Below are 23,005 nucleotides of genomic sequence, written 5' to 3' on the forward strand. Positions count from 1 at the left end.
CGGTGCCGCTGCGCTCACCTGAGCCCCGCCATTTGGCGGGGCTCGCTCTTTATGCCCGTTTTATGTGAGGCCTGGACCACTGAAAGAGGCCGCTTCCCACTGTTTGGAACGGACCCCCTTCACGTGCTGCAATTCATGAACTCCCGAGTAGTACGGCCCTGAACGAAACACCGGCACAACGTAGGTGCCGACGCCGAGAGGTTGTTGGTCGAGTGAGGCGAAGCAAGGAAAGCTCCGCGGAGCAGGAGACGCGGGGCAACTTCACGCCGCCGTCGCGTACGGCGGTGTCGCCCGCGGACGTTCCCGTGACGCCGCCCCCCACCGAGGCTCCCAAGGGAAGCTCCAGCAAGCTGTCGCCCCGCAACTGGCGGGTGCCCACCCGTCTGAACGCGATCCTCTGCATACCCGTGCTCGTCGGGCTCGTCATGGGCAGCTTCCAGGTCAAGTCGGCGATCGACACCTGGCAGGAGGCGCAGGACGCCGAGAAGACGGCGCTCATCGTGCGCGCCGCCTCGGAGTACAGCACCGCGCTGCTCAACGAGCGCGACCTCACCGCCGGCCCCCTGCTCGCCGCGAAGACCCCCGAGGACCGCAAGGTCGACGAGGTCACCCAGGCGTACGCCGCGACCGACGCCGCCAAGGCGAAGTTCGACGAGGCCGTCAAGGACATGCCGTCGGGCCAGGGCCTGGAGCGCCGTCTGCGGCTGTTCCAGGACGAGGAGCCGAAGCTGGAGACGCTGCGCAAGGCCGCGTACACCCGCTCCCTCGACCCGGTGAACACCCAGCTCGGCTACACCGGTGTGCAGCACTACCTGATGGAGTTCTCCAACGAGCTCGGCCTGGGCACCGGCAACATCACCAGCTACGGCCGCACCGTCTACGCCATCCAGCTCTCGAAGGGCGCGGAGTCCCTCCAGCGCTCCATCGGCACGCAGCTCCTGGTCCGGCCCAGCCGCGACGAGGCCGTCTTCGCCCAGCAGTCCGTGGCGTTCAACTCGTACAACTACCTGGAGCAGATCGCCCTCGGCGAGTTCAGCTCCGGCGGTCTGCCCGAGGACGTCGACCTGCTCAAGAAGGTGATGGCCCGCAAGGCCGCCGACGGCGAGAAGAAGATGGCCGCGGCCGGCGTCGAGCTCCCCAAGGGCAAGGACGGCTCCGTCTACTCCGGCGTGGCCTCGCGGATCGGCACCGCCAAGAGCGCCGAGGGCATCGCGGACCTGAAGGGCAAGGGCATCACGCCCGAGACCTGGATGGCCGTGGCCACCGCCAAGTTCGACGGCTACAGCGAGGTCGAGAAGACCCTCGTCGACAAGGCCGTGACCGAGGCCGCCGACATCTCCGACGCGGCCAAGGCCGACGCCTGGGTCAACGGCGGCATCGTCGTCGTGGCCCTGCTCGCCGCCTTCATCCTCGCCGGGATGATGGCCCGCCAGATGAGCCGCTCGATGCGCCAGCTGCGGACCGCCGCCTTCGGCATCGCCGAGCAGCGCCTGCCGATGCTGGTCGACCAGCTCTCCCGTACGGAGCCGGGCCGGGTCGACACCCGCGTGCAGCCCATCCCGATCGACTCGCAGGACGAGATCGGCGAGGTCGCCCGCGCCTTCGACCAGGTCCACCGCGAGGCCGTCCGGCTCGCCGCCGAGCAGGCCATGCTCCGCGGCAACGTCAACGCGATCTTCACGAACCTGTCGCGCCGCAATCAGTCGCTGATCGAGGGCCAGCTGACCCTCATCACCGACCTGGAGAACAACGAGGCCGACCCGGACCAGCTGGAGAACCTCTTCCGCCTGGACCACCTGGCCACCCGTATGCGCCGCAACGGCGAGAACCTCCTCGTCCTCGCCGGCGAGGAGCCGGGCCGCCGCTGGGACCAGCCGGTCCCGCTGGTCGACGTCATGCGCGCCGCCTCCTCCGAGGTGGAGCAGTACGAGCGCATCGAGCTGGCCGGCGTGCCGGAGGCCGAGATCCACGGCCAGGCCGTGACCGACCTCGTGCACCTGCTCGCCGAGCTCCTGGAGAACGCCACCACGTTCTCCTCCCCGCAGACGAAGGTGCGCGTCACCGCGACCCGTCTGCCGGACGGCCGCGTGATGGTCGAGATCCACGACAAGGGCATCGGCCTCACCGCCGAGGACTTCGCGGACATCAACCACAAGCTGGCGAACCCGCCGACCGTGGACGCCGCCGTCTCGCAGCGCATGGGCCTCTTCGTGGTCGGCCGGCTCGCCGACCGGCACGGCATCCGGGTCCAGCTCCGCCCCTCGGGCGAGCAGGCCGGGACGACCTCGCTGGTCATGCTGCCGGACGCGATCACGCACGGTGGCGGTGGCGAGCAGCCGCTCCAGGACGACTTCACCGTCTCGCAGATCATGCCGCAGCAGCAGACGAACGCCTTCGAGGCCGCTCCGCAGCAGCAGATGCTCACCGCGGCCGACCTCGGCTTCGACGACTCGCGCTACGAGCAGCCGGCCGAGGAGGAGCGTCCGCTCGACCCGGTCAACCGCTCGCTCCAGCGCGAGGGGCGGCGTGCCGCCCTGGAGGCCCAGGCTCAGGGCGACGACCGTCCCCTCTTCCGGGACGAGGCGGAGCCGGCGGAGCAGTACGGCCGGGCCCAGGAGTTCGACCAGGGCCAGGAGTACGGGCAGCAGCAGCCGCAGGAGTACCCGGCGGAGCAGTACCCGGCCGAGCAGTACCCGGCTCAGGAGTACGCCCAGGAGTACGCGGCCGGATACCCGCAGCAGGAGGGCTACGCCTACCCGCAGCAGGGCTACGAGGCGTACCCGCAGCAGGGCTATGCGGAAGCCTCGTACGAGACCCCGGGAACCGAACACCAGCAGTACGGCAATACGTTCGATCCTCAGTCCCACCAGGCACAGTGGCCGGATCAGAGCACGTACCAGGGTGGCTACGGGCAGGAGTTCGGAGCGGAATCGGAATCTGCTCCGAGCGCTCCCGAACAGGCCCCCGACCGCGTAGGCTTCGACCGTCCGGGTCCGACCGCGAGTCCTTCCCCGGACGCCGGACACGCGCTGACCGACGCCGGTCTGCCGCGCCGCGGCAGCGTCGCCCCGCAGACGCAGCAGGTGCCGCAGCAGGCGCCGCCGCAGCCGAAGCCCGCGCAGCCGGCGCAGCAGCAGGACCAGGCCGACGGCTCCGACGAATGGCGCTCGACCAACGACGAGCGCTGGCAGCGGGCCGGAAAACTCAAGGACCCCAAGGCGGGCGGGGTCACCTCGTCCGGTCTCCCCCGGCGAGTCCCGAAGGCCAACCTGGTCGAGGGCACGGCAGAGCAGACCCCGCAGGGCGGCCCCCAGGTCTCCCGCGCACCCGAGGACGTACGGGGCAGGTTGAGCAACCTGCGCCGGGGCGTCCAGCAGGGACGCAACGCGGGAACGGACACGAACGGATCGGGCCTCGGCCCGGGCAGTACCTACAACCAGGAGCGTTAGTGTGAGCATGAGCCAGGCGGCGCAGAATCTGAACTGGTTGATCACCAACTTCGTGGACAACACCCCCGGGGTGTCCCACACGGTGGTGGTCTCCGCCGACGGACTCCTGCTGGCGATGTCCGAGGGTTTCCCTCGTGACCGCGCCGACCAGCTGGCGGCCGTCGCCTCCGGACTGACCTCGCTGACCGCGGGCGCGTCCCGGATCTTCGAGGGCGGTGCGGTCAACCAGACCGTGGTGGAGATGGAGCGCGGCTTCCTCTTCATCATGTCCGTCTCGGACGGCTCCTCGCTGGCCGTCCTCGCGCACCCGGAGGCCGACATCGGTCTCGTGGGCTACGAGATGGCCCTGCTGGTGGACCGCGCGGGCTCCGTCCTGACGCCCGACCTCCGGGCGGAACTTCAGGGAAGTCTGCTCAACTAACAGACGGACAGTGCGTTTCGTGCCATCGCACCGTAAGGTGCGGTGGCGCGGTTCAAGGGACATGGACCGCGAGGCAGTCGGAGGAGGAGACGTGGGTACACCCCCGGGCGCGAGCCCCTACAACGGATACGGCGCGCACCAGGCGCCGCTGGGCGACGCCGCGCAGAACCGGTTCAACTTTCCCTCCACCCCGAGCAGACAGGGCGTGTCGCAGCCCTACGCGCAGCCTCAGGTCCCGTCGGCCGCGGGTTCTCCGTCCTCCTCGCGCGGGCCGTCCTCCTCGGGCGGTTCCGGCGGGCACAACCCGCTGGTGCGTCCGTACGCGATGACCGGCGGCCGGACCCGGCCGCGCTACCAGCTCGCCATCGAGGCGCTGGTCAGCACCACGGCCGATCCGGCCCGGCTGCAGGGCCAGTTGCCCGAGCACCAGCGGATCTGCCGGCTCTGCTTCGAGATCAAGTCGGTCGCGGAGATCTCCGCACTTCTCTCCATTCCCCTCGGCGTCGCCCGAATCCTCGTCGCCGACCTGGCCGAGGCCGGACTCGTCGCCATCCACCAGCCGGGCGGCGACGAGGCCGCCGGCGGTCAGCCAGACGTGACACTGCTCGAAAGGGTGCTCAGTGGACTTCGCAAGCTCTAGCGGCGGCGCGGCCCGTTCAACCACCAGCGCGAAGATCGTGGTGGCGGGCGGCTTTGGCGTGGGCAAGACCACGTTCGTCGGCGCCGTCTCGGAGATCAACCCGCTGCGTACCGAAGCCGTCATGACCTCCGCGTCCGCGGGCATCGACGACCTCACCCACACCGGCGACAAGAAGACGACGACCGTCGCCATGGACTTCGGCCGCATCACCCTCGACCAGGACCTGATCCTGTACCTGTTCGGCACCCCCGGACAGGACCGCTTCTGGTTCATGTGGGACGACCTCGTACGCGGCGCCATCGGCGCCGTCGTCCTCGTCGACACCCGCCGACTCGCCGACTGCTTCCCCGCCGTCGACTACTTCGAGAACTCCGGCCTCCCCTTCGTCATCGCCCTCAACGGCTTCGACGGAGCCCAGCCCTACCAGCCCGAAGAAGTCCGCGAGGCCCTCCAGATCGGCCCCGACACCCCCATCATCACCACCGACGCCCGCCACCGCGCCGACGCCAAGAGCGCCCTCATCACGCTCGTCGAGCACGCCCTCATGGCACGCCTGCGGTAAGTCCCCGACGGTCGCACGGTAGAAGGCCCCGCACCCATGCCGGTGCGGGGCCTTCGGCACGTCGTGGGCACGCGTTCCGCGGGGCGGAACGGGCGGGCACGGCGGAACGGCGCCCCCGCAGGCGGGGCGGGTCCGGCCCGGCGCCCACGGCGAAGGGCCCCGCACCGGTTCCGGTGCGGGGCCCTTCGGGAGCGGCGGGGCTCAGCGCCAGCTGTGCGGCGCGCGGAAGCCGTGCTCGCGCTCCAGGCGGCGCCAGCCGGCCGCGGTGCGGCCGTGGGCGGCGGTCTCGGTGGGCTGGGAGGCCGCGCGGGCGAGGAGCACCGCGGTGATGGCGGCGAGCTCCTCGGGGTCGGCGGTGCCCTTCTCGACGCGGAGAAGGTTGGCGGGGCTGGTCACGTGGATGACTCCTCTTACTGAGGCGGGTTGCCGTGCTTGCGGGACGGCAGGTCGGCGTGCTTGGTACGGAGCATCGCGAGGGACCTGATGAGCACCTGGCGGGTGTCGGCGGGGTCGATGACGTCGTCGACCAGGCCGCGCTCCGCCGCGTAGTAGGGGTGCATCAGCTCCGCCTTGTACTCCTTGACCATGCGGGCCCGCATGGCCTCGGGGTCCTCGGCCTCCGCGATCTGCTTGCGGAAGATGACGTTGGCGGCGCCTTCGGCGCCCATGACCGCGATTTCGTTGGTGGGCCAGGCGTACGTCAGGTCGGCGCCGATGGACTGGGAGTCCATCACGATGTAGGCGCCGCCGTAGGCCTTGCGCAGGATCAGGGAGATCCGGGGCACGGTCGCGTTGCAGTACGCGTACAACAGCTTCGCGCCGTGCCTGATGATTCCACCGTGCTCCTGGTCGACGCCCGGGAGGAAGCCGGGCACGTCCAGAAGAGTGATGATCGGGATGTTGAAGGCGTCGCACATCTGCACGAAGCGCGCGGCCTTCTCGGACGCCTCGATGTCGAGGACGCCGGCGAGCGACTGGGGCTGGTTGGCGACGATGCCGACGACCTGGCCGTCGAGCCGGGCCAGGGCGCAGATGATGTTGCGGGCCCAGCGCTCGTGGATCTCCAGGTAGTCGCCCTCGTCGACGAGCTCCTCGATGACCTTGTGCATGTCGTACGGGCGGTTGCCGTCGGCGGGCACGAGGTCGAGGAGGACGTCGGAGCGGCGGTCGGCCGGGTCCTCGGAGGCGACGGTCGGCGGGTTCTCGCGGTTGTTCTGCGGGAGCATCGACAGGAGGTAGCGGACCTCGGCGATGCAGGTCTCCTCGTCGTCGTACGCGAAGTGCGCGACGCCCGAGGTCCCGGCGTGCACGTCGGCGCCGCCGAGGCCGTTCTGGGTGATCTCCTCGCCGGTGACCGCCTTGACGACGTCCGGACCGGTGATGAACATCTGCGAGGTCTCGCGGACCATGAACACGAAGTCCGTCAGGGCGGGGCTGTAGGCCGCGCCGCCGGCGCACGGGCCGAGCATCACCGAGATCTGCGGGATGACGCCCGAGGCCCTGGTGTTGCGCTGGAAGATGCCGCCGTAGCCGGCGAGCGCGGAGACGCCCTCCTGGATGCGGGCGCCGGCGCCGTCGTTCAGGGAGACCAGCGGGGCACCGGCCGCGATGGCCATGTCCATGATCTTGTGGATCTTCGTGGCGTGGGCCTCGCCCAGCGCGCCGCCGAAGATCCGGAAGTCGTGCGCGTACACGAAGACCGTCCGGCCCTCGACCGTGCCCCAGCCGGTGATGACACCGTCGGTGTACGGCTTCCTGGCCTCCAGGCCGAAGCCCTGGGCGCGGTGCCGGCGCAGCTGCTCGACCTCGTTGAAGGAACCCGGGTCGACGAGCAGCTCGATGCGCTCGCGCGCGGTGAGCTTGCCCTTCGCGTGCTGCGCCTCGGTCGCACGGTCACTGGGGCCACGCAGCGCCTGCTCGCGCAGGACGTGCAGCTCGGCCACTCGGCCACGGGCGTCGGCGGGCTCGCTCGGGATCTGGTCCACAACGGTCATGCACCGACCCTACGAAGTCACACAAGAAAACCCCGCCGTCGACTCCGTACAGTCTCGCGTGTCGATTCCTGGTGGGGCTGGACAGAACCCCGCCCCATCCAGCCCGAGTCAACAGCCAGACACCCCCCGTGTTTGTGGGGTGTTCACATAGACCTAGATCAGGACCTCGCAACCGTGCGTCGCACCACCGGTACCCGGGGTGATGCGCAGCCGCAGCGCGGACCCGGTGCCGAGGACCTCCACCGAGGGGTCGTGGCGGACCACCCGGCGGACGGGGCGGTTCCACACCAGCTCCAGGGGCTGTCCGGTGCGGAGCGGCTCGGAGACCCTCAGATCGAGGACGGAGCGGCGGCGCCGGGCCAGGACGCTCGCGGGGGCGGTGACCGTGAGGGGACCCACCGTACCGGCCTGCCAGAGGTTCGCCGCCGTCAGCCCGAGGGACGGGACGGCGACCGCCTGCCGCTCGGCGGTGTTGTCGAGAACGTGCAGCCAGCCGCGGTCCGCGGCCCGGGCGGCGAGCGCGCGCCGGGAGGCGCCCGGCATCAGGAGGTAGACGTACGAGGCGGCCACCGGGTCGGTGCCGTGGTCCAGCCAGAGGGTCTGGTAGCGGCGGCTGCGCCGCTCGGTGGAGCTCGTGGTGTTGATGTCGCTCCAGGCGCCCGTGCGGTCCTCGCGCAGGGTGCGGAGGCCCCCCGTCCCCTCCGGGAGGACCCAGCCGCCGTGGCCCTCCAGGTGCGCCCAGCGCTCGCCGGTGGTGAGGGCCTGGGTGCCGGACTCCCCCAGGAGCCGGTTGTCGACGACCGTCTCGACGGGCACGCCGTCGCTCGCGGTGATCCCCGCGCCGAGGCAGACGACCGCGTCCGCGGCGCAGAACCAGGACGTGCGGGCCTCCAGGGTCGAGCCGAGGCCCTTGAGGTGCTGGCCGACGGCCGCGTACTCGCCGTCGGTGGCCCCGCCGACCCAGCGGACGTCCGGCCGGGCCGCGCCCCACTCGCCGCCGGCCCGGTCCGCGAGGCGCTTGGTGGAGACGGTGGTGCCGGGGAGGCGGTACGGGTCGACGGTGGGCCAGAACCAGTCGGTGTACTGGTCCCCGAGGTCCGGGGTCCACCAGGAGAGCATTCCGGCGCCGGTGTGCCAGCCGCGCGGGTTCTCGCCGTTGCCGCACTCGTAGTGGGCGATCCGGTTCGAGGCCATCGCGATGTTCGCGGCCCACCCGGGGCGGCGGTGGACGGCCCGGTCCATGGCGGCGAAGAGCCGGTGGCCGGTGGGTTCGGGGGCGGCGGGGACGGGGGCCGCGGCCACGGCGTGCAGCCGGGCGAGGTCGGCGACGCCGAACTGCCGGGCGGCGAGGATCGGGGAGACGGTGTCGCGCGCGATCCAGCCCTTCACGCGCGCGTGCCACCGGTCCCGCTCGGCCGGGGACGCCCCGCCCGCCAGGAGGGCGATGGCGGCGATGACGCCCTGGCCGTGGAAGTGGTCGGAGCGCATGATGCGGCGGTCGTCGTTCTTCAGGTAACCGCGGCTGATGGCGCGCCCGTTGACGCTGTCCATCATCAGGCCGTCGTAGATGAGGGGCGCGTAGGCCCTCTCGACGCTGTCGAGGACGATCTGGCGGTTCGGGTCGGTGACGGCCCAGGTGGATCCGGCGAGCAGGGAGAAGAGCCGGCCGAGGCCGTCGAGCATGACCTGCCCGTAGGTGCCGGAGTAGGCGACCCAGGTGTGCTGGACGAAGGAGCCGTCGGCGTAGAGGCCGTCGCCCCGGGAGACGTACGGGAAGACGGGAGAGAGGGCGTCCCGGGCGAGGGCGATCTTGGCGGGGTTCGCGCCGAGGACACCGCGCAGGGCGACCGAGCGGCAGAGGTCGACGCGGTTGGCGCCGGTGGAGGTGCCGGAGTAGTCCGTGAGGACCGCGTCGGGCACGAAGTGGTCGACGGCCGCGCAGGCGGCGGCGACGCGTTCGGCGCCGAGGCGGGGGTGGAGGGCGGCCACGACGTCCATGAGGAGGCGGGGGCTGCCGATCTGCCACTCCCACCAGTTGCCGTAGCGCGGGGCGCCCGCGCGGTAGACCGTGGCGGAGAGGTGGTCGAGGCCGCGCAGCACGTCGGCGAGCAGGCCCTCGTCGCCGGTGAGGCCGGTGCCGGGCTGTGCGTACGCCTGGGTCATGGTCCACAGGCGGCTGTAGCTCTGGGTGATGCCGGCCGGCGGGTCGAAGGGGGCGTCGGGCCAGAGCGAGCCGGCGGTGGCGGCCATGCTCGCGCGGAAGGTCCGCGCGAGCGTGCCCGTCTCGGCCAGTCGGCCGGCGTAGGGCTCGGCCCCGGCGTCGAAGCCGGAGCCGAGCTGGAGGTCGAGCCAGCGCAGCCGCAGGGTCTCGAACTCGTCCGCCGGTGCCGCCGGGTGGGCGGCGGGAGCGAGTGCGAGGGTGGCCGCGGCGGCGGCCGTCGTGCTCAGGAAGGTGCGGCGGGACCAGAGGGGCAGGGACACGGGAGCCTCCCGGGGGAAGTGGTGGAGACCGGTCGGCGCCCGGTGTAACACCCTGTTTCCGACGCAATCAAGGAGCACGGCAAGCGCTTGCCGCCCGCTGGTCGCCCGCTTGCCGTCTCGTGGCCCCCGTCAGCCGCAGTGGAACCGGGCGCTCCCCCAGTCCGCGTGGTCGTTGCCGTTCCCGTCGCCGCCGTCGCCGGCCACCAGGTCGACGTAGGAGGCGCCGGTGACGTCGGCGGTGAGCGACCAGGCGGGGTCGGCGGCCTTGAGGACCGGGGACTTCACCTTCTCCGCGCCGTCCGCGAGGACGCTGAACTGCACGCTGCCGCGGCTGGTCTGGACGTCGTCCACACCCACCTCGGCGGTGAGCGAGGTGCACCGGCCGCCGAGGTAGTAGCGGACCGTGGCCGGGGTGTGGGTGCCCAGGCCCTTGGCGTGGGCCACTCCGCCGATCCGCAGCGGGGAGCCGTCCCCGGTGCCGGTCTCGCCGTTCGAGAGGTCGCGCTCGACGGGTCCCCAGCCGTTCTCGGCCGAGGTCCAGTCGAGGTCGCTCGCCCAGCTGTCGGCGGTGGGCGGCGGGGGCAGGGTGCGGACGGTGGTGGCGGCGGTGAGCCTCCGCTCCCCTCCCCCGACGCCGTACGTGACGGTGGCGCCCAGCGGGTACGACCGGTAGGCCGCGTCCGCCGGCGGTGTCACCTGCCAGGTGGCGGTGGCCTCGGCGCCCGGGGGGACCGCGCCGAGGGCGACGGGTGCGGCGGGTTCGGCGGTCCAGCCCTCGGGGAGGGTCAGGACGGCCCGGGCTCCGTCGGCCGCGGCGGCCTCGTCGTTGCCGAAGGTGGCCGTGACCCGGTTCGGACGGCCGGGCTCCAGCGTCTCGGGCGCGGTGACGGTCAGCGTGCCGCAGGCGGCGCGCTCGGAGGACGGACCGAGGTCCGTGACGGTGAAGCCGTCGAGGACGAAGTCGGCGCCCTCCGGGGCGTCCCCGCGCTTGCGCAGACCGGTCCAGGTGTCGCCGCAGCCCGCGGTGACGGTCTCGGCGAAGTGTCCGGTGGCCGTCTGCCGCCCGATCGGGGTGCGGCGGGTCTCGACGGCCTCCCCGGTGCCGTTCACCCGGTCGTAGCCGGTGACCCACTCGTACGCGCCCGCGTGGCTGGACTGGTAGTCGTACTCCACCCGGTAGTCGTGGCCGTCCTCCATCGGGACGGTCCAGGGTGCGGTCCGGTAGACGAGTCCGCTGTTCTCGTCGTGCGACTTGAGGGTCTCGGCGCCGCCGATGACGTCGTCGATCGCCTTGCCGTTCCAGCCGGCCTGGGTGTACGGGGCGTGCAGCTGGGCGATGTGGGTGCGCGGGTCGGTCGTGCCGCCCGCGTCGCCCTTGAGGAAGGGGCCCCAGCCCTGGTCGACGGCCTCGAAGTCCTCGTAAGCGACCGTGCCGGCCTTCGTCGCGGGGTCGTTCGCGACGATCCGCACGTCGTCGATGCGGACGGTCGCGCTGCTGCCGCCCGCGGCCTGGATCCGCAGCGGGACGGTGCCGCCGCGGGGAGCGGTGAAGGTGACCTTGGCGCGCTGGAAGCGGGTGCCGTTCCAGTCGGAGGCGGCGACCCGGTCCTCCAGGGAGGAGCGCTCGACGGTGACGGAGGCGTCGCCCGCGGAGAGGGTGGTCGGGCGGGTCTTCCCGGGCTCGACCTCGACGAGGGCGGAGGCGGTGTACCGCTTGCCGGGGGTGAGGCCGGTGATCCGCTGCCGGACCGAGGCGGGGGCGGTGCCGTCGAGCTTCGCGCTGTTGCGGCCCTGGTCGTCGGTGTCGCGGGCGACGGTGCCGGCCTTGGTCCAGGCGCCGAGCCCCGCGTCGTTGAAGCCGGGGTCCTTCACCGGGGTGCCCTGGCCCCACCGGGGGGCGGCCTGGGCGGGGGCGGTGTCGGGGTAGAGGACGTAGGGCTGCCCCGCGACCGCGTCGAGGGTGATGCGCCCGCCGGAGGGACGCACGGTGGCGGTCCGCACGCGGCCGTTGTCGGTCAGCTTGTACACGGTGTACGCGCGCGTGCCGCCGGGCACGGCCCAACTGGTCGTCCCGCCGGACTTGTTGTAGTGGTACAGCTTCCTGCCGCCGTCCCAGGGGAGCAGGTAGCCCTCGCCGTCGAGGACCTTGCGGCCGTCCTCGTAGAAGGTGCGGCGGCCGTTCTCGACGGTGCCGCGGACGCCGCCGGTGAAGGTGATGTCGTTGCCGTTCCAGCGGGTGATCTTCTGCTGCTGGAGGTACTTGGCGGGCAGGTTCCGCTGCCAGATGTTGGCGGTGAAGGCGTTCCAGTCGGTCTCGCCGGTCCAGCCCTCGAAGTCGACCAGGGCGGTCTGGCCGAGGACCGGGTCGTTGTTCCAGACGTCCTTCTCGCCGTTGCGGATGAAGCGGATGATCTGCGAGTTGAGGCCCTTGTTGGTGGCGCCGCCGTAGTCGAGGTCGTTGGCCCAGTGGGACCAGAGGGAGGCCCGCTCGAACTTCTCGGACCACTCGGTGGCGACGTTCCAGCCCTGCGCCCGGACGGCCTGCATCGTCTTGTCGGCGATCCAGCCGTGCGTGTAGTAGACGTCGATGTAGAGCATCGACAGGTTGGGGTCGGTCTCGTCGCGCAGCTGCTGGAAGCGGCGGGCGAGGTCGCCGCTGTTCACGTCCCCGCGCTGGTCGATGTAGTAGCTCTGGTTGAGCCAGTTCCAGCCGGGCCTGCTCTTGTCGACGAGGGTCTCGCTGAAGTTCTTCGCCTCGGGGTACGACTCGGTGGCGTTCACGTGGACACCGAACCCGGCGCCCCACTTCCTGCCCTCGCGGAGCAGGGTGTTGAGGTCGGCGAGGCCGCCGGCCCGCTTGTTGTAGTTGCCGCCGTAGTCGGGGTGGGCGGAGTCGTGGCCCTCGGAGCCGTACCCCTTGAGCAGCGCGAACTGGCCGAGTCCGTCCGTGGCCAGCGAGATCCGCTTGACGTCGTCCAGGGTGCGCAGGAAGGGGTGGGTGGCCTGGGAGGCGAAGTTGAACGGGATGTGGGCGACGACCCGGTCGGGCGTCCGCTCGCTGCCGGGGGCCTTGATCCCGATCGTGCGGAAGGCGACGGCGCCGTCCTGCCAGTCGGTGGCGCCGTCGGCGTTGGCGTCGGGGGTGACGACGACCTTGGCCCAGGGCAGGTCGTCGCCGCTCTCGGGCTTCGGGGCCCCCTCGCCGCGGTAGGTCCACTGGCCGGACCAGACGCCGACGCGGGTCTCCGCGCCGTTCTTGCGGGCCTGGTGCCAGAAGCGGGCGCCGTCGCGGGCGGAGGCGCCGGAGGGCTTGTCGTAGCTGGAGTTGGACTCGACGGCCGCGGCGAGCTGCCCGGTGTTGACGATCGCGTAGCTCGCGCCGACCGGGTTCGCGTCGGCGGCGGTGGCGTCGGTGACCCGGCCGAAGACGTCGGCGGTACGGGTGGAGTCCGGGTCGAGCCGGGTGAAGGCGGTCGCGGCGCCGGTGTCCGAGGAGCCGACGGAGACCAGGTCGTGGCCGGGTATGTCGAGGGTGCCGACGCGGAAGGCCTCGGTGTCGCGGACGGCGGTCACCTTGAAGGTGGTGGTCCGGCCTTCCACGCTCAGCCGGGCGTCGATCTCCACACCGGGCAGGCCGGGGAAGACGAGGGTGTACGCGGCGGAGCCGGCGGTCAGGACGGGGGCGGCCTTGGCCCGGACGGCGTGGGCGGCGCCGTTGAGCAGGACCTGCGTGACCGGGGCCGTACTGCCGAGGAGACGGGCCCCGCTCGCGCGGTCGGTGTACGACAGGACCCGGGGGAAGTCCTCGGCGACGGCGACGGAGAGCCGGCTCGAACCGATGACGGGGCCGGCGGCCGTGGCGGCGGCCGGCGTGGGGGCGGCGGGCGGGTCGGCGTCGGCGAGGGCGGGCCCGGACAGGGCGAACACCGTGGCCGACGCGGCCGCGAGCGCGCAGGCCGCACGGAGTCTTGAGGAGAGGGGGAGGGACATGCGGACCAGTCAGCCGCGCCCCGGCGGCACCGTCAACGAGATCGCGCCGCGCGGGCCCCTCCAGTCCAAGAACCCCCTTCGGATAGTCCAAGTGGACCGTCGAAGGGGGTTCTTGGGGCACGGTGCGGGGCTCGCGCCGCGGTACGGGCCTGGGGGCGCGGTACGGGTCAGCAGCCGCCGCAGTTGTAGAAGGTCACGTCCCAGTGGTTGCCCTCGTCGGCGTAGACGTTGCCCGCGCCGGACTTCCACTGCGGGGCTCCGTCGCCGCGCAGACCGATGTAGGTGAAGGTGTTCTTCACGTAGTTGGTGACGCAGGTGGCCTTGCCGAAGTCGAGCTTGTAGCCGTTCCAGTGCGAGTAGGTGCCGCTCGCGTGGCCGGTCTCGGTGCCGCCGGTGATGTTGAGGGCGCAGCCGCTGGCGCTCCTGAGGGTCTGGGCGCCCTGCGCGGTGGCGAGGTTGAGCTGCTCGAAGGACGTGCAGGTGGAGTTGTTGCGGTCCGAGCAGCCGCCGGAGGAGGACCAGGTGATCCCGGAGGAGCGGAACATCGAGGTCGCGGTGGCGTGGCTGACCTTGGTGACGGCGTGGGCGTCGGTGGCGCTGGAGAGGGCGCCGAAGCCGGGGGCGAAGAGGGCGCCCAGGACGAGGGCGACTGCGGTGAGGACGGAGCGGAGCTTCACGGGGGTTGCCTCCTGCTGGTGACCGTGAGGGGTGGGGACGGCTGTGCAGGTGGTGCTCGTCGCGCAGGGAGATGGTGCCGCAGTTCTACGCGCGTCCGCCAGAGGGCGTCGGTGTCCGTGCGGCGCCGATCGGATGAACGCCTTCCGTAGATGTTGAATGTTGAACGGAATGGGGTTACAGTCATTCTCGTTGAAGGCTAAACAAACACCGACAAGGAGCACGTCATGGGTCTCTTCGGCCGCAAGAACACCGAGTCCGCCACCGCCACCGCCACCCTCGCGGTCGACCCGGCCCTGGCCGCGCTGACCGGCGACTACACCATCGACCCGGCGCACAGCAGCATCGGCTTCACCGTCCGTCACGCGATGGTCACCAACGTCCGCGGCACCTTCGCCGAGCACGAGGGCGCGCTGAAGCTCGACGGCGCGAACCCGGGCGCCTCCTCCGCCTCGATCGACGTCAAGATCGCGTCCATCGACACCGGCATCGGCGACCGCGACGGCCACCTGCGCAGCGGTGACTTCTTCGACGCCGAGCAGTTCCCCCTGATGACCTTCCGCTCCACCGGCGCCGAGCAGCTGGGCGGCGACAAGTACCGGATCAACGGCGACCTGACCATCAAGGACGTCACCAAGCCGCTCGCCATCGACCTGGAGTTCAACGGCACCGCGACGGACGTCTACGGCAACGAGCGCGTCGGCTTCGAGGGCTCCGCCGAGATCCTGCGCTCCGCGTGGGGCCTGACCTGGAACGCGGCCCTGGAGACGGGCGGCGTGATGGTCAGCGACAAGGTCAAGCTGAACTTCGACATCTCCGCGATCAAGAACGCCGCCTGACCCCTTCCGGACCCCCGGACACACGAGCGCGCCCGCCCTCCGCAGCAGCGGAAGGCGGGCGCTCGGCGTTCCCTGAGGACCGGGCCCCCGCCGCGCTTCTCGGCGGCGGTGCGGATGGCGAGGCCGGTCTGCCGCCACCCGGCTTCGCCGCCGGAGGCTGCCCCCCGTACGAGAGGGTCTTCGTGGCGCCGACGGCGCCGATCTCCGCGACCACGCCGGGGGTGATCCACATGCGGCACCACGATCGCGCAGGTCAGGCAGCCTTCGTCGCCGCCTCGACGACCGCCTGGACCAGCCGGTCGTTCTCGGGGGCGCCCGGGCCGGCCAGGAAGCCGAAGCGGCGGCGGGCGTAGCTGTAGGCGAGGCCGGTGGCCGGGTCGGCGAAGGCCTGCGAGCCGGGGGCGCCGCTGTGACCGATCGCGGTGGGGCTCAGGGACGGGTAGCGGGTGGCGAGCGGGACGAAGCCGAGGCCGAAGGCGCTCTCCGAGCCCGTGACGACGTCGGTCCCCTTCGAGTGGATCCGGGCGAACTCGGCCAGGGTGCCGGGGGCGAGGAGCGGCGGGCGGCCGTCGAGCTCGCCCGCGATCGCCGCGTACATCCGGGAGAGGCCGCGGGCGGTGCCGATGCCGCCGCCGGAGAGCGGGGCCTGGGCGCGGACGGCCCGGGAGTTGGCGTAACCGACGTCGTCGAACGGCGGATCGGCGTGGAGGTTGAACGCGATCGCCAGGAAGCTGTCCGGTGCGATCGGGTTCTCGGCGAGGAAGGCCTGCTGGGCCGGGGTGGGCAGGAGCGGGAGGGCCGTACGGAAGCGGGGTTCGAGCTCCTCGGGCAGGCCGAGGTAGTAGTCGAGGGCGTACGGGGCGCGGACCCGGTCCTCGTACAGCTCCTGGGCCGTGCGGCCGGTGGCCCGCAGCACCACCTCGCCGACGAGGGCGCCGATGACCGTGCCGTGGTAGCCGTGGGCGGTGTCCGGCTCCCAGAAGGGGCGCTGCCCGGCGAGGCGCGCGGCGATGAGACGGTCGTCGGCGATCTCCTCGGGCGTGAGGCCGCCGTCCGCGCCGATCACTCCGGACCGGTGGGACAGCACCTGCCGCAGGGTGATCTTCTCCTTGCCCTCCGCGGCGAACTCGGGCCACCAGGAGGCGACCTCGCGGTCCAGGTCGAGGACGCCGTCCTGGACGAGGAGGGCGACGACCAGGGCCATGGCGCCCTTGGAGGAGGAGTAGAGCCCGAGCAGGGAGTCTCCGTCGACGCCGTCACCGCCCCAGAGGTCGACGACGAGCCGGCCGTGGTGGTGGACGGCGAGCTGCGCCCCGCCGTCCCGGGCCTCGTCGGCGGCGACCCCCGCGAACATCTCTCGTACGGACTCGAACCCGGACTCCACCGTGCCGTGGACGTCGGTCATGACGCTGCTCCCCCTGTGTGTCGCCGGCCTTCGGACAGCAGAACGATCAAGGGCGTGATTCTCTTCCCGTCCGCGGGAGTCCGGCGCGCCGCCTCGGGGGCGAGCGGGGGCCGGCTTGCGCCCGGACACCCGAAACCGCCGGTCAACCCCTCTGTCAGTGGTGGTCGCTAGCGTCGTCGGCATGGAATTCCGTATCGACAGCGCCGTGTTGACCGACGCCGTGGCCTGGGCCGCGCGCGTGCTGCCGGCCCGTTCCCCGATGCCGGTCCTCGGCGGTCTGCTCCTGGAGGCGGGCGCGGGCGGACTGCGCGTCTCGGGGCTCGACCACGAGGCCTCGGCCCGCGTCGGGGTGGAGGCCGACATCGCCGTCGAGGGCAGGGCGCTGGTCCTCGGTCGGCGGCTGCTCGACATCTGCAGGGTGCTGCCCGGGGGCGTCACCGAGCTGGCCGTGGAGGGCGCGCGCCTCTCGGTGACCTCGGGCGACGCCCGCTTCGGCCTCTCGCTGCTGCCGCTCGACGACTATCCGGCCGCACCCGCGCTGCCGCGGGTGCGGGGGCTCGTGGACGGGGACGCGTTCGCGGCGGCGGTCGGCCAGGTCGCCGTGGCCGCGGGCCGGGACGACTCGCTGCCCGTCCTGACCGGGATACGGCTGGCCCTGGACGGCGCCACCCTGACCCTGGCCGCCACCGACCGCTACCGGTACGCGGTCCGCACCCTGGAGTGGCGGCCGCAGGACGGCGCCCCGGCGGAGGGCGCCGACGTCGTCGTGCCGGCCCGCCGGCTCACCGAGATCGCCCGCTCCCTCGCCGGAGCGGGCCCGGCGCGCCTCGCCCTCGACTCCGGCTCCCTCGGCTTCGAGAGCGCGGGCACCCGCACCACCACCCGGCTGCTCGACGGCCGGCTGCCCCGCCACGACAAGCTCTTCGCCCTGGGCGAGCACGCCCTCGCGGTCACCGCCCGGGCCCCGCTGACCGAGGCGGTCAAGCGGGTCGCGGTCGTCGCGGAGGGCGACAGCCCGGTCCAGCTGGCCTTCTCCCCCACCGGTCTCCACCTCCGGGCGGGCTACGAGGACGACGTGGCCTCCCAGCTCCTGCCCTCGACCCTCACGGGCGCGGATGCCCTGACGGTCGCCTTCAACCCCGGCTACCTGCTGGACGCACTCGGCTCACTGGACTCCCCCGAGGTCCGCTTCCACCTCCTGGGCCCCGGCCAGCGCGCCCTCCTCACCGACGCCCCGGAACCGACGCACCGCCACCTGCTGATGTCGGTGAAGCCGCTGCTCTGAGGCCCTGCCGAGGTCCTAGAACCCGCCGCCCCCGTCGAAACCGCCACCGCCGCCGAAGTCGCCTCCGCCCCCGAAGTCGCCGCCTCCGAAGTCGCCCGAGCCGACGTCGCCGCCACCCCCGAAGTCACCTCCGGAGAAGTCGCCGCCGAAGTCGCCGCCGCCGTACTCCGAGGCGTACGCGGGGGTGGCGAGCATGGAGCCGAGCATCGTGCCCACGAGGAGGCCGGGGAGCATGCCGCCGCCGAAGTAGCCGCCGGCCCAGGGGCCGTAGGCGGGGCCGGCCTCCCAGTAGGGGCGGCGGCCGGTGTCGGTCTCGACCGTGCGGGCCGCGGGGTCGAGGCCGTCGTCGAGGCGGGCCGCGTCGGCCGCGCAGACGGGGACCTGGCGGGGGGCGCCGCCGGCCGGGGTCCAGGTCCGGTCGTCGGCGGCGGGGCCGTGCCGCGGGTCGAAGAAGCACGGCGGCCGGCGCTCGGGGAGGGGGCGGGACTCCCGGCGGGCGGCCAGGACCGCGAGGGAGAAGCGGCCGTCCTCCAGGGCCTCGGTGACGCCCCGGACCTCGTGGGGCCTGGTGACCGCGCCCATGAGGGACTTGGCCCTGTCGTAGGAGTCGAGGGCGCGCTCGTAGTCGCCGCGCATGGCGTCGTCGGCGCCGCGCTCGGCGGGGTGGAAGTCGAGGCGTTCGAGCTCCTCGCCGAAGGCGGTGATGTCCTCGTCGACGACGACCCGGAGCCGGTCGAGCGCGGCGCGCTCCTCGGCCTCCTTGCGGAGCCGGTTGCGGCGGACGACCGCGTAGGCGCCCGCGCCGCCGGCGACGACGACCGCCCCGAGGGTGACGAGACCGGCGACGGGCACCCCGGAGTCCTGGCCGCCGGCGCCCCAGGCGGCGGGGGCGTGGCCGCGGAGGGCGGGCAGGGCCTGGTCGACGAAGTTGTTCAGCTCGGTGGCGGCGTCGACGCCGGGCGCGCGGACGGAGGTGACGAGGTTGTCCACGGCGGCCGGGGACATCACGGCCCGGTCGGAGCCCGCGTCGAAGCGGTCGCCGAGGCGCACCGCGTACAGGCCGGCGATCCCGGTCTGGGCGCGCAGGTTGTCGATGAGGCCCTTGGGCGGGAACTGCGCGTTCGCGGGGAGCACCGCCACGAAGAGCGGCTTGTCGGCGTCCTTGATCTTCTGCGCCAGGGCCTTGGCGTCGGCCGCGGAGAGCTGTCCGGCGGCGCCCGGGTCGACGTACACCGGGCCCTGTTTCAGGGCGGCGGCCGCGTCGGGCACGCCCGTGGCCCTGGCACCCGCGGAGGGTGCCAGGGCCAGGAGCAGCAGCAGTGCCAGCCCGGCGAGGGCCGACCACACGGACATCGCCCTGGTCCTCATGGTTCGACGCTACCCGAACCGGACCAAGGGGGATATAGGTGGACTATTCCGCAGGGTCGACGCCGGCCCTCAGGAGGCCGTAGGTGAAGGCGTCCTCCAGGGCCTGCCAGGAGGCGGCGATGACGTTCTCGCCGACGCCGACCGTGGCCCACTCGCCGTTGCCGTCGCTGGTGGTGACCAGGACCCGGGTCGTGGACTCGGTGCCGTGGCGGCCCTCCAGGATGCGGACCTTGTAGTCGACGAGCTCGAACTTGGCGAGCTGGGGGTAGATCCGCTCCAGGCCGACCCGGATCGCCTTGTCGAGGGCGTTGACCGGGCCGTTGCCCTCGGCGGTGGCGACGATCCGCTCGCCCTTGGCCCAGAGCTTCACCGTCGCCTCGTTGGCGTGGGTGCCGTCGGGGCGGTCCTCGACGATCGCGCGCCAGGACTCCGTACGGAAGTAGCGGCGGGCCCGGCCCTCGGCCTCCTCGCGGAGCAGCAGCTCGAAGGAGGCGTCGGCGGCCTCGTACGTGTAGCCCTTGAGCTCGCGCTCCTTGACCCGCTCGACGACGCGGGCGACGAGCTCGCGGTCGCCGCCGAGGTCGACGCCGAGCTCCTTGCCCTTGAGCTCGATGGAGGCGCGGCCGGCCATGTCGGAGACCAGCATCCGCATGGTGTTGCCGACCAGCTCGGGGTCGATGTGCTGGTAGAGGTCGGGGTCCACCTTGATCGCCGAGGCGTGCAGTCCGGCCTTGTGGGCGAAGGCGGAGACGCCGACGTACGGCTGGTGGGTGGAGGGGGTGAGGTTGACGACCTCGGCGATGGCGTGCGAGATCCGGGTCATCTCGGCGAGGGCGCCCTCGGGGAGGACCCGCTTGCCGTACTTGAGCTCCAGGGCCGCGACGACCGGGAAGAGGTTGGCGTTGCCGACCCGCTCGCCGTAGCCGTTCGCGGTGCACTGGACGTGGGTCGCGCCCGCGTCGACGGCGGCGAGGGTGTTGGCGACGGCGCAGCCGGTGTCGTCCTGGGCGTGGATGCCGAGGCGGGCGCCGGTGTCGGCGAGGACGGTGGCGACGACGGCCTGGATCTGGGCGGGGAGCATGCCGCCGTTGGTGTCGCAGAGGATGACGACGTCGGCGCCGGCCTCGTGCGCGGCGCGGACGACGGCCTTGGCGTAGTCGGGGTTCGCCTTGTAGCCGTCGAAGAAGTGCTCGCAGTCGATGAAGACCCGGCGGCCCTGGGAGGTCAGGTACGCGACGGTGTCGCGGACCATCTCCAGGTTCTCGTCGAGGGTGGTGCGCAGGGCGAGCTCGACGTGCCGGTCGTGCGACTTGGCGACGAGGGTGATCACCGGAGCGCCGGAGTCGAGCAGCGCCTTGACCTGCGGGTCCTCGGCGGCCTTGCCGCCGGCCCGCCGGGTGGCGCCGAAGGCGACGAGCTGCGCGTTCTTGAACGCGATCTCCTGCCGGGCGCGGGCGAAGAACTCCGTGTCGCGCGGGTTGGCACCGGGCCAGCCGCCCTCGATGAAGCCCACGCCGAACTCGTCGAGGTGCCGGGCGATGGTCAGCTTGTCCGCGACGGTGAGGTTGATGCCTTCACGCTGCGCCCCGTCGCGCAGGGTCGTGTCGAAGACATGGAAGCTGTCGTCGAGGCGCGAGCCCTCGGCGTTCTCCGTGGTCATGGCTGTGATGGCTCCTGTCGGATGTGGCTCCGGAAGGTATGGATCCACTTGCCCCCATTCTCACGCGTCGTCCGTTTCCGGCGTGGGTGGGGCCGGAAAACGAAAAAACCCCTCGCGGGTGCGAGAGGTCTGCGCGCGGGTCTGGGGCACGGTGTCCACTGCCGCGGGGTGAGTGCCGCGGTTCAGTGGCCACTGCGGACCGGCGCGCCGCTGCCGATAATCATCGTGGTAGCAAGCACGCCGGAAGTCTGACACAGGTCGCGTTCCAGCGGGACGCGGGTCTCACGATACGGGCAGTCGATCTCGCTTCGAGGCGGCGGGGGCGGCGCCGGCCCGGCCCAGGTCGATGTCGCGGGTCTCGCGCATCGTGAGGTAGACGACCAGGGAGACGGCCGCGCAGCCGGCCACGTACCAGAAGAAGCCCGACTCGGCGCCGGCCTCCTTGAACCAGAGCGCCACGTATTCGGCGGTGCCGCCGAACAGGGCGTTGGCGATCGCGTAGGGCAGGGCGACGCCGAGGGCCCGGACGCCGGTGGGGAAGAGCTCGGCCTTCACGCAGGCGTTGATGGAGGTGTAGCCGGTGACGACGACGAGCGCGAGGAGCGAGAGGCCGAGGGCGGGCCAGAAGGAGCCGGCGTGCTTGAGCATCGTCAGGATCGGGACGGTGAGGAGGGTGGAGCCGACCGCGAAGGCGATCAGGAGCGGGCGGCGCCCGATCCGGTCGGAGAGCCGGCCGGCGAGCGGCTGCAGGCAGGCGAAGACGATCAGGGCGCAGAGGGACACCAGGGTGGCGGTCCGCTTGGGCAGCCCGGCGGAGTGGGACAGGTACTTGGTGAGGTAGGTGGTGTACGTGTAGTACGCCACGGTCCCGCCCATGGTGAGCGCGACGACGAGGAAGGCCTCCCGCCTGTGCGCCCACAGGGCCTTGAGGGTGCCCTGCTGCCCCGGGGCGACCCCGGAGCCGGCGGTCTCCTCGTACACCTCGGTCTCCAGCATGGTGCGGCGGAGGTAGAAGACGACGGCCGCGCCGAGGGCCCCGACGACGAACGGGATGCGCCAGCCCCAGGCGTGCAGGGCCTCGTCGGAGAGGGTGTGCTGGAGGACGAGCAGCAGGGCGAGGCCGAGGATCTGGCCCGCGGTCATCGACACGTACTGGAAGCTGGAGGCGAAGCCGCGGTGCTCCGGCGCGGAGGCCTCGGTGAGGTAGGTGGCGCTGGCCGCGTACTCGCCGCCGACGGAGAGGCCCTGGAGGAGGCGGGCGAGGAGGAGGACGGCGGCGCCGCCGTACCCGGCGACGGCGTACGTCGGCGCGACGGCGATCAGCACGGCGGAGGCGGACATCAGCGTCACGGTGAGGGTGAGCGCCGCCTTGCGGCCCTTCCGGTCGCCGACCCGGCCGAGGAGCCAGCCGCCGACGGGGCGCATGAAGAAGCCGACCGCGAAGATGCCGGCGGTGTTCATGAGTTTGGCGGTGTCGTCGCCCTCGGGGAAGAAGGCCCCCGCGAAGTAGGTGGCGAAGCTCGCGTACACGAACCAGTCGAACCACTCGACCATGTTGCCCGCGGAGCCGACCCAGATCTTCTTCCAGTGCTCTCGTCCCATGGGCAGGAACCGTGCCGCAGCCGCCGCGGGGGCCACAAGGTGGTGGGGGCAACGATCGGGAGTACTTGCGTGCCTTACGGTCGCGGGATCAGCGTTTCGACGATGAACTCCCGCACGTGATCGATGACTTGCTCGCGTCCCGTGCCCGGGATCCCGACGGCGACGTGCACGCTGAAGCCGTCGAGCAGGGCCCGCATCCGGGTGGCGAGGCGGTCCGGGTCGACCGGGAGGAACTCACCCCGCGAGACCCCCTCGGCCAGGATCGCGACGAGGTCCCGGTGCCAGGCGCCCTCGATGGCGGCCTGCCGGGCCCGGGCGTCGTCGTCGGCGTTCTGGGACCGGTTCCAGACCTCCAGCCAGAGGGTCCAGTGCGGGTCGCGCGGGCCGTCGGGCACGTACACGTCGACGTATCCGTCGAGCCGCTCGCGGGCCGTCCCCGGCCGGGACAGCAGGGCGCTGCGCGCGGCCCCGAGGCGTCCCTCGCTCCACTCCAGGGTCTGCAGCAGCAGCTCGTCCTTGGTGCGGAAGTAGTAGAGGAGGTGCCCGCTGCTCATCCCCACCTGACGCCCGAGCCCGGCCATGGTGAGCCCGTCGAGCCCGCGCTCGGCGATCGTGCCCATGGCCGCGGCGAGCA

16 protein-coding genes are annotated in these 23,005 nt (G+C 72.3%); 6 read left to right on the plus strand and 10 right to left on the minus strand.

The annotated features are described in order from the left end of the window. Window positions 1-212 precede the first annotated feature (212 nt). From ACFV2S_RS13925 to ACFV2S_RS13940, 4 genes are all read left to right on the plus strand, one after another. A complete protein-coding gene (locus tag ACFV2S_RS13925) occupies window positions 213-3,449 on the plus strand; it encodes a nitrate- and nitrite sensing domain-containing protein (protein ID WP_385557538.1) in 3,237 nt (1,078 codons plus the stop codon). A 7-nt stretch (window positions 3,450-3,456) separates the two neighbouring features. Continuing rightward, on the plus strand, window positions 3,457-3,870 hold the full coding sequence (locus ACFV2S_RS13930; RefSeq protein WP_053725133.1) for a roadblock/LC7 domain-containing protein: 414 nt from the start codon (window positions 3,457-3,459) through the stop codon (window positions 3,868-3,870). A 91-nt stretch (window positions 3,871-3,961) separates the two neighbouring features. Next, entirely contained in the window at window positions 3,962-4,510 is a 549-nt protein-coding gene (locus ACFV2S_RS13935) for a DUF742 domain-containing protein (protein ID WP_385557541.1), read from the plus strand. Continuing rightward, complete coding sequence (locus ACFV2S_RS13940) at window positions 4,491-5,072, plus strand: ATP/GTP-binding protein (protein WP_073912790.1); 582 nt, start codon at window positions 4,491-4,493, stop codon at window positions 5,070-5,072. Before ACFV2S_RS13935 ends, ACFV2S_RS13940 begins: the two co-directional genes overlap by 20 nt. 201 nt (window positions 5,073-5,273) lie before the next feature. Here ACFV2S_RS13940 and ACFV2S_RS13945 read toward each other — a convergent pair whose 3' ends face one another. From ACFV2S_RS13945 to ACFV2S_RS13965, 5 genes are all read right to left on the minus strand, one after another. Next, window positions 5,274-5,468 carry an acyl-CoA carboxylase subunit epsilon gene (locus ACFV2S_RS13945; RefSeq protein ID WP_383802554.1) on the minus strand — a complete coding sequence of 65 codons (195 nt, stop codon included), beginning with the start codon at window positions 5,466-5,468 and terminating at the stop codon, window positions 5,274-5,276. A 14-nt stretch (window positions 5,469-5,482) separates the two neighbouring features. Further along, the gene (locus ACFV2S_RS13950; protein WP_385557545.1) at window positions 5,483-7,066 is read right to left on the minus strand and encodes an acyl-CoA carboxylase subunit beta; all 1,584 of its coding nucleotides are present in this window, start codon (window positions 7,064-7,066) and stop codon (window positions 5,483-5,485) included. A gap of 153 nt (window positions 7,067-7,219) precedes the next feature. Continuing rightward, window positions 7,220-9,541: a polysaccharide lyase 8 family protein gene (locus tag ACFV2S_RS13955; RefSeq protein ID WP_385557761.1), complete on the minus strand. Its 2,322-nt coding sequence runs from the start codon at window positions 9,539-9,541 to the stop codon at window positions 7,220-7,222. Between the two features lie 135 nt (window positions 9,542-9,676). Continuing rightward, window positions 9,677-13,537 (minus strand): endo-alpha-N-acetylgalactosaminidase family protein, encoded by a 3,861-nt coding sequence (locus ACFV2S_RS13960; RefSeq protein WP_385557548.1) that lies wholly within the window; start codon window positions 13,535-13,537, stop codon window positions 9,677-9,679. A 167-nt stretch (window positions 13,538-13,704) separates the two neighbouring features. Continuing rightward, window positions 13,705-14,214: a hypothetical protein gene (locus tag ACFV2S_RS13965; RefSeq protein WP_385557551.1), complete on the minus strand. Its 510-nt coding sequence runs from the start codon at window positions 14,212-14,214 to the stop codon at window positions 13,705-13,707. A 225-nt stretch (window positions 14,215-14,439) separates the two neighbouring features. Between ACFV2S_RS13965 and ACFV2S_RS13970 the strand changes: the two genes are divergently transcribed. Then, window positions 14,440-15,051, plus strand: a complete 612-nt coding sequence (locus ACFV2S_RS13970; RefSeq protein WP_385557554.1) for a YceI family protein — start codon at window positions 14,440-14,442, stop codon at window positions 15,049-15,051. Between the two features lie 253 nt (window positions 15,052-15,304). Here the strand turns inward: ACFV2S_RS13970 and ACFV2S_RS13975 are convergent, their stop codons facing one another. After that, window positions 15,305-16,456 carry a serine hydrolase domain-containing protein gene (locus ACFV2S_RS13975; RefSeq protein ID WP_385557557.1) on the minus strand — a complete coding sequence of 384 codons (1,152 nt, stop codon included), beginning with the start codon at window positions 16,454-16,456 and terminating at the stop codon, window positions 15,305-15,307. A 181-nt stretch (window positions 16,457-16,637) separates the two neighbouring features. Here ACFV2S_RS13975 and dnaN point away from each other — a divergent pair, with 181 nt between their 5' ends. Then, on the plus strand, window positions 16,638-17,741 hold the full coding sequence (dnaN, locus tag ACFV2S_RS13980) for a DNA polymerase III subunit beta (RefSeq protein ID WP_385557560.1): 1,104 nt from the start codon (window positions 16,638-16,640) through the stop codon (window positions 17,739-17,741). A gap of 15 nt (window positions 17,742-17,756) precedes the next feature. Here the strand turns inward: dnaN and ACFV2S_RS13985 are convergent, their stop codons facing one another. The 4 genes from ACFV2S_RS13985 to ACFV2S_RS14000 all read right to left on the minus strand — a co-directional run bounded on the left by ACFV2S_RS13985 (window position 17,757) and on the right by ACFV2S_RS14000 (window position 22,991). Then, window positions 17,757-19,109 (minus strand): hypothetical protein, encoded by a 1,353-nt coding sequence (locus ACFV2S_RS13985; protein WP_385557563.1) that lies wholly within the window; start codon window positions 19,107-19,109, stop codon window positions 17,757-17,759. Between the two features lie 43 nt (window positions 19,110-19,152). Beyond that, the gene (cimA, locus tag ACFV2S_RS13990; RefSeq protein WP_385557566.1) at window positions 19,153-20,769 is read right to left on the minus strand and encodes a citramalate synthase; all 1,617 of its coding nucleotides are present in this window, start codon (window positions 20,767-20,769) and stop codon (window positions 19,153-19,155) included. 282 nt (window positions 20,770-21,051) lie between these two features. After that, window positions 21,052-22,371 (minus strand): MFS transporter, encoded by a 1,320-nt coding sequence (locus ACFV2S_RS13995; RefSeq protein ID WP_385557569.1) that lies wholly within the window; start codon window positions 22,369-22,371, stop codon window positions 21,052-21,054. Between the two features lie 74 nt (window positions 22,372-22,445). After that, window positions 22,446-22,991 (minus strand): TetR/AcrR family transcriptional regulator, encoded by a 546-nt coding sequence (locus tag ACFV2S_RS14000; RefSeq protein ID WP_385557763.1) that lies wholly within the window; start codon window positions 22,989-22,991, stop codon window positions 22,446-22,448. Window positions 22,992-23,005: the final 14 nt, after the last annotated feature.

The sequence above is a fragment of the Streptomyces sp. NPDC059695 genome, from assembly GCF_042733785.1.
Taxonomy (GTDB): Bacteria; Actinomycetota; Actinomycetes; order Streptomycetales; family Streptomycetaceae; genus Streptomyces.

What these genes read in the sequence shown, in the direction of transcription:
- ACFV2S_RS13950 (WP_385557545.1), bottom strand. Translation starts at nt 7,066, where the DNA reads ATGACCGTTGTGGACCAGATCCCGAGCGAGCCCGCCGACGCCCGTGGC.
- cimA (WP_385557566.1), bottom strand. Translation starts at nt 20,769, where the DNA reads ATGACCACGGAGAACGCCGAGGGCTCGCGCCTCGACGACAGCTTCCAT.
- dnaN (WP_385557560.1), top strand. Translation starts at nt 16,638, where the DNA reads ATGGAATTCCGTATCGACAGCGCCGTGTTGACCGACGCCGTGGCCTGG.
- ACFV2S_RS13930 (WP_053725133.1), top strand. Translation starts at nt 3,457, where the DNA reads ATGAGCCAGGCGGCGCAGAATCTGAACTGGTTGATCACCAACTTCGTG.
- ACFV2S_RS13995 (WP_385557569.1), bottom strand. Translation starts at nt 22,371, where the DNA reads ATGGGACGAGAGCACTGGAAGAAGATCTGGGTCGGCTCCGCGGGCAAC.
- ACFV2S_RS14000 (WP_385557763.1), bottom strand. Translation starts at nt 22,991, where the DNA reads ATGGGCACGATCGCCGAGCGCGGGCTCGACGGGCTCACCATGGCCGGG.
- ACFV2S_RS13975 (WP_385557557.1), bottom strand. Translation starts at nt 16,456, where the DNA reads ATGACCGACGTCCACGGCACGGTGGAGTCCGGGTTCGAGTCCGTACGA.
- ACFV2S_RS13985 (WP_385557563.1), bottom strand. Translation starts at nt 19,109, where the DNA reads ATGAGGACCAGGGCGATGTCCGTGTGGTCGGCCCTCGCCGGGCTGGCA.
- ACFV2S_RS13960 (WP_385557548.1), bottom strand. Translation starts at nt 13,537, where the DNA reads ATGTCCCTCCCCCTCTCCTCAAGACTCCGTGCGGCCTGCGCGCTCGCG.
- ACFV2S_RS13970 (WP_385557554.1), top strand. Translation starts at nt 14,440, where the DNA reads ATGGGTCTCTTCGGCCGCAAGAACACCGAGTCCGCCACCGCCACCGCC.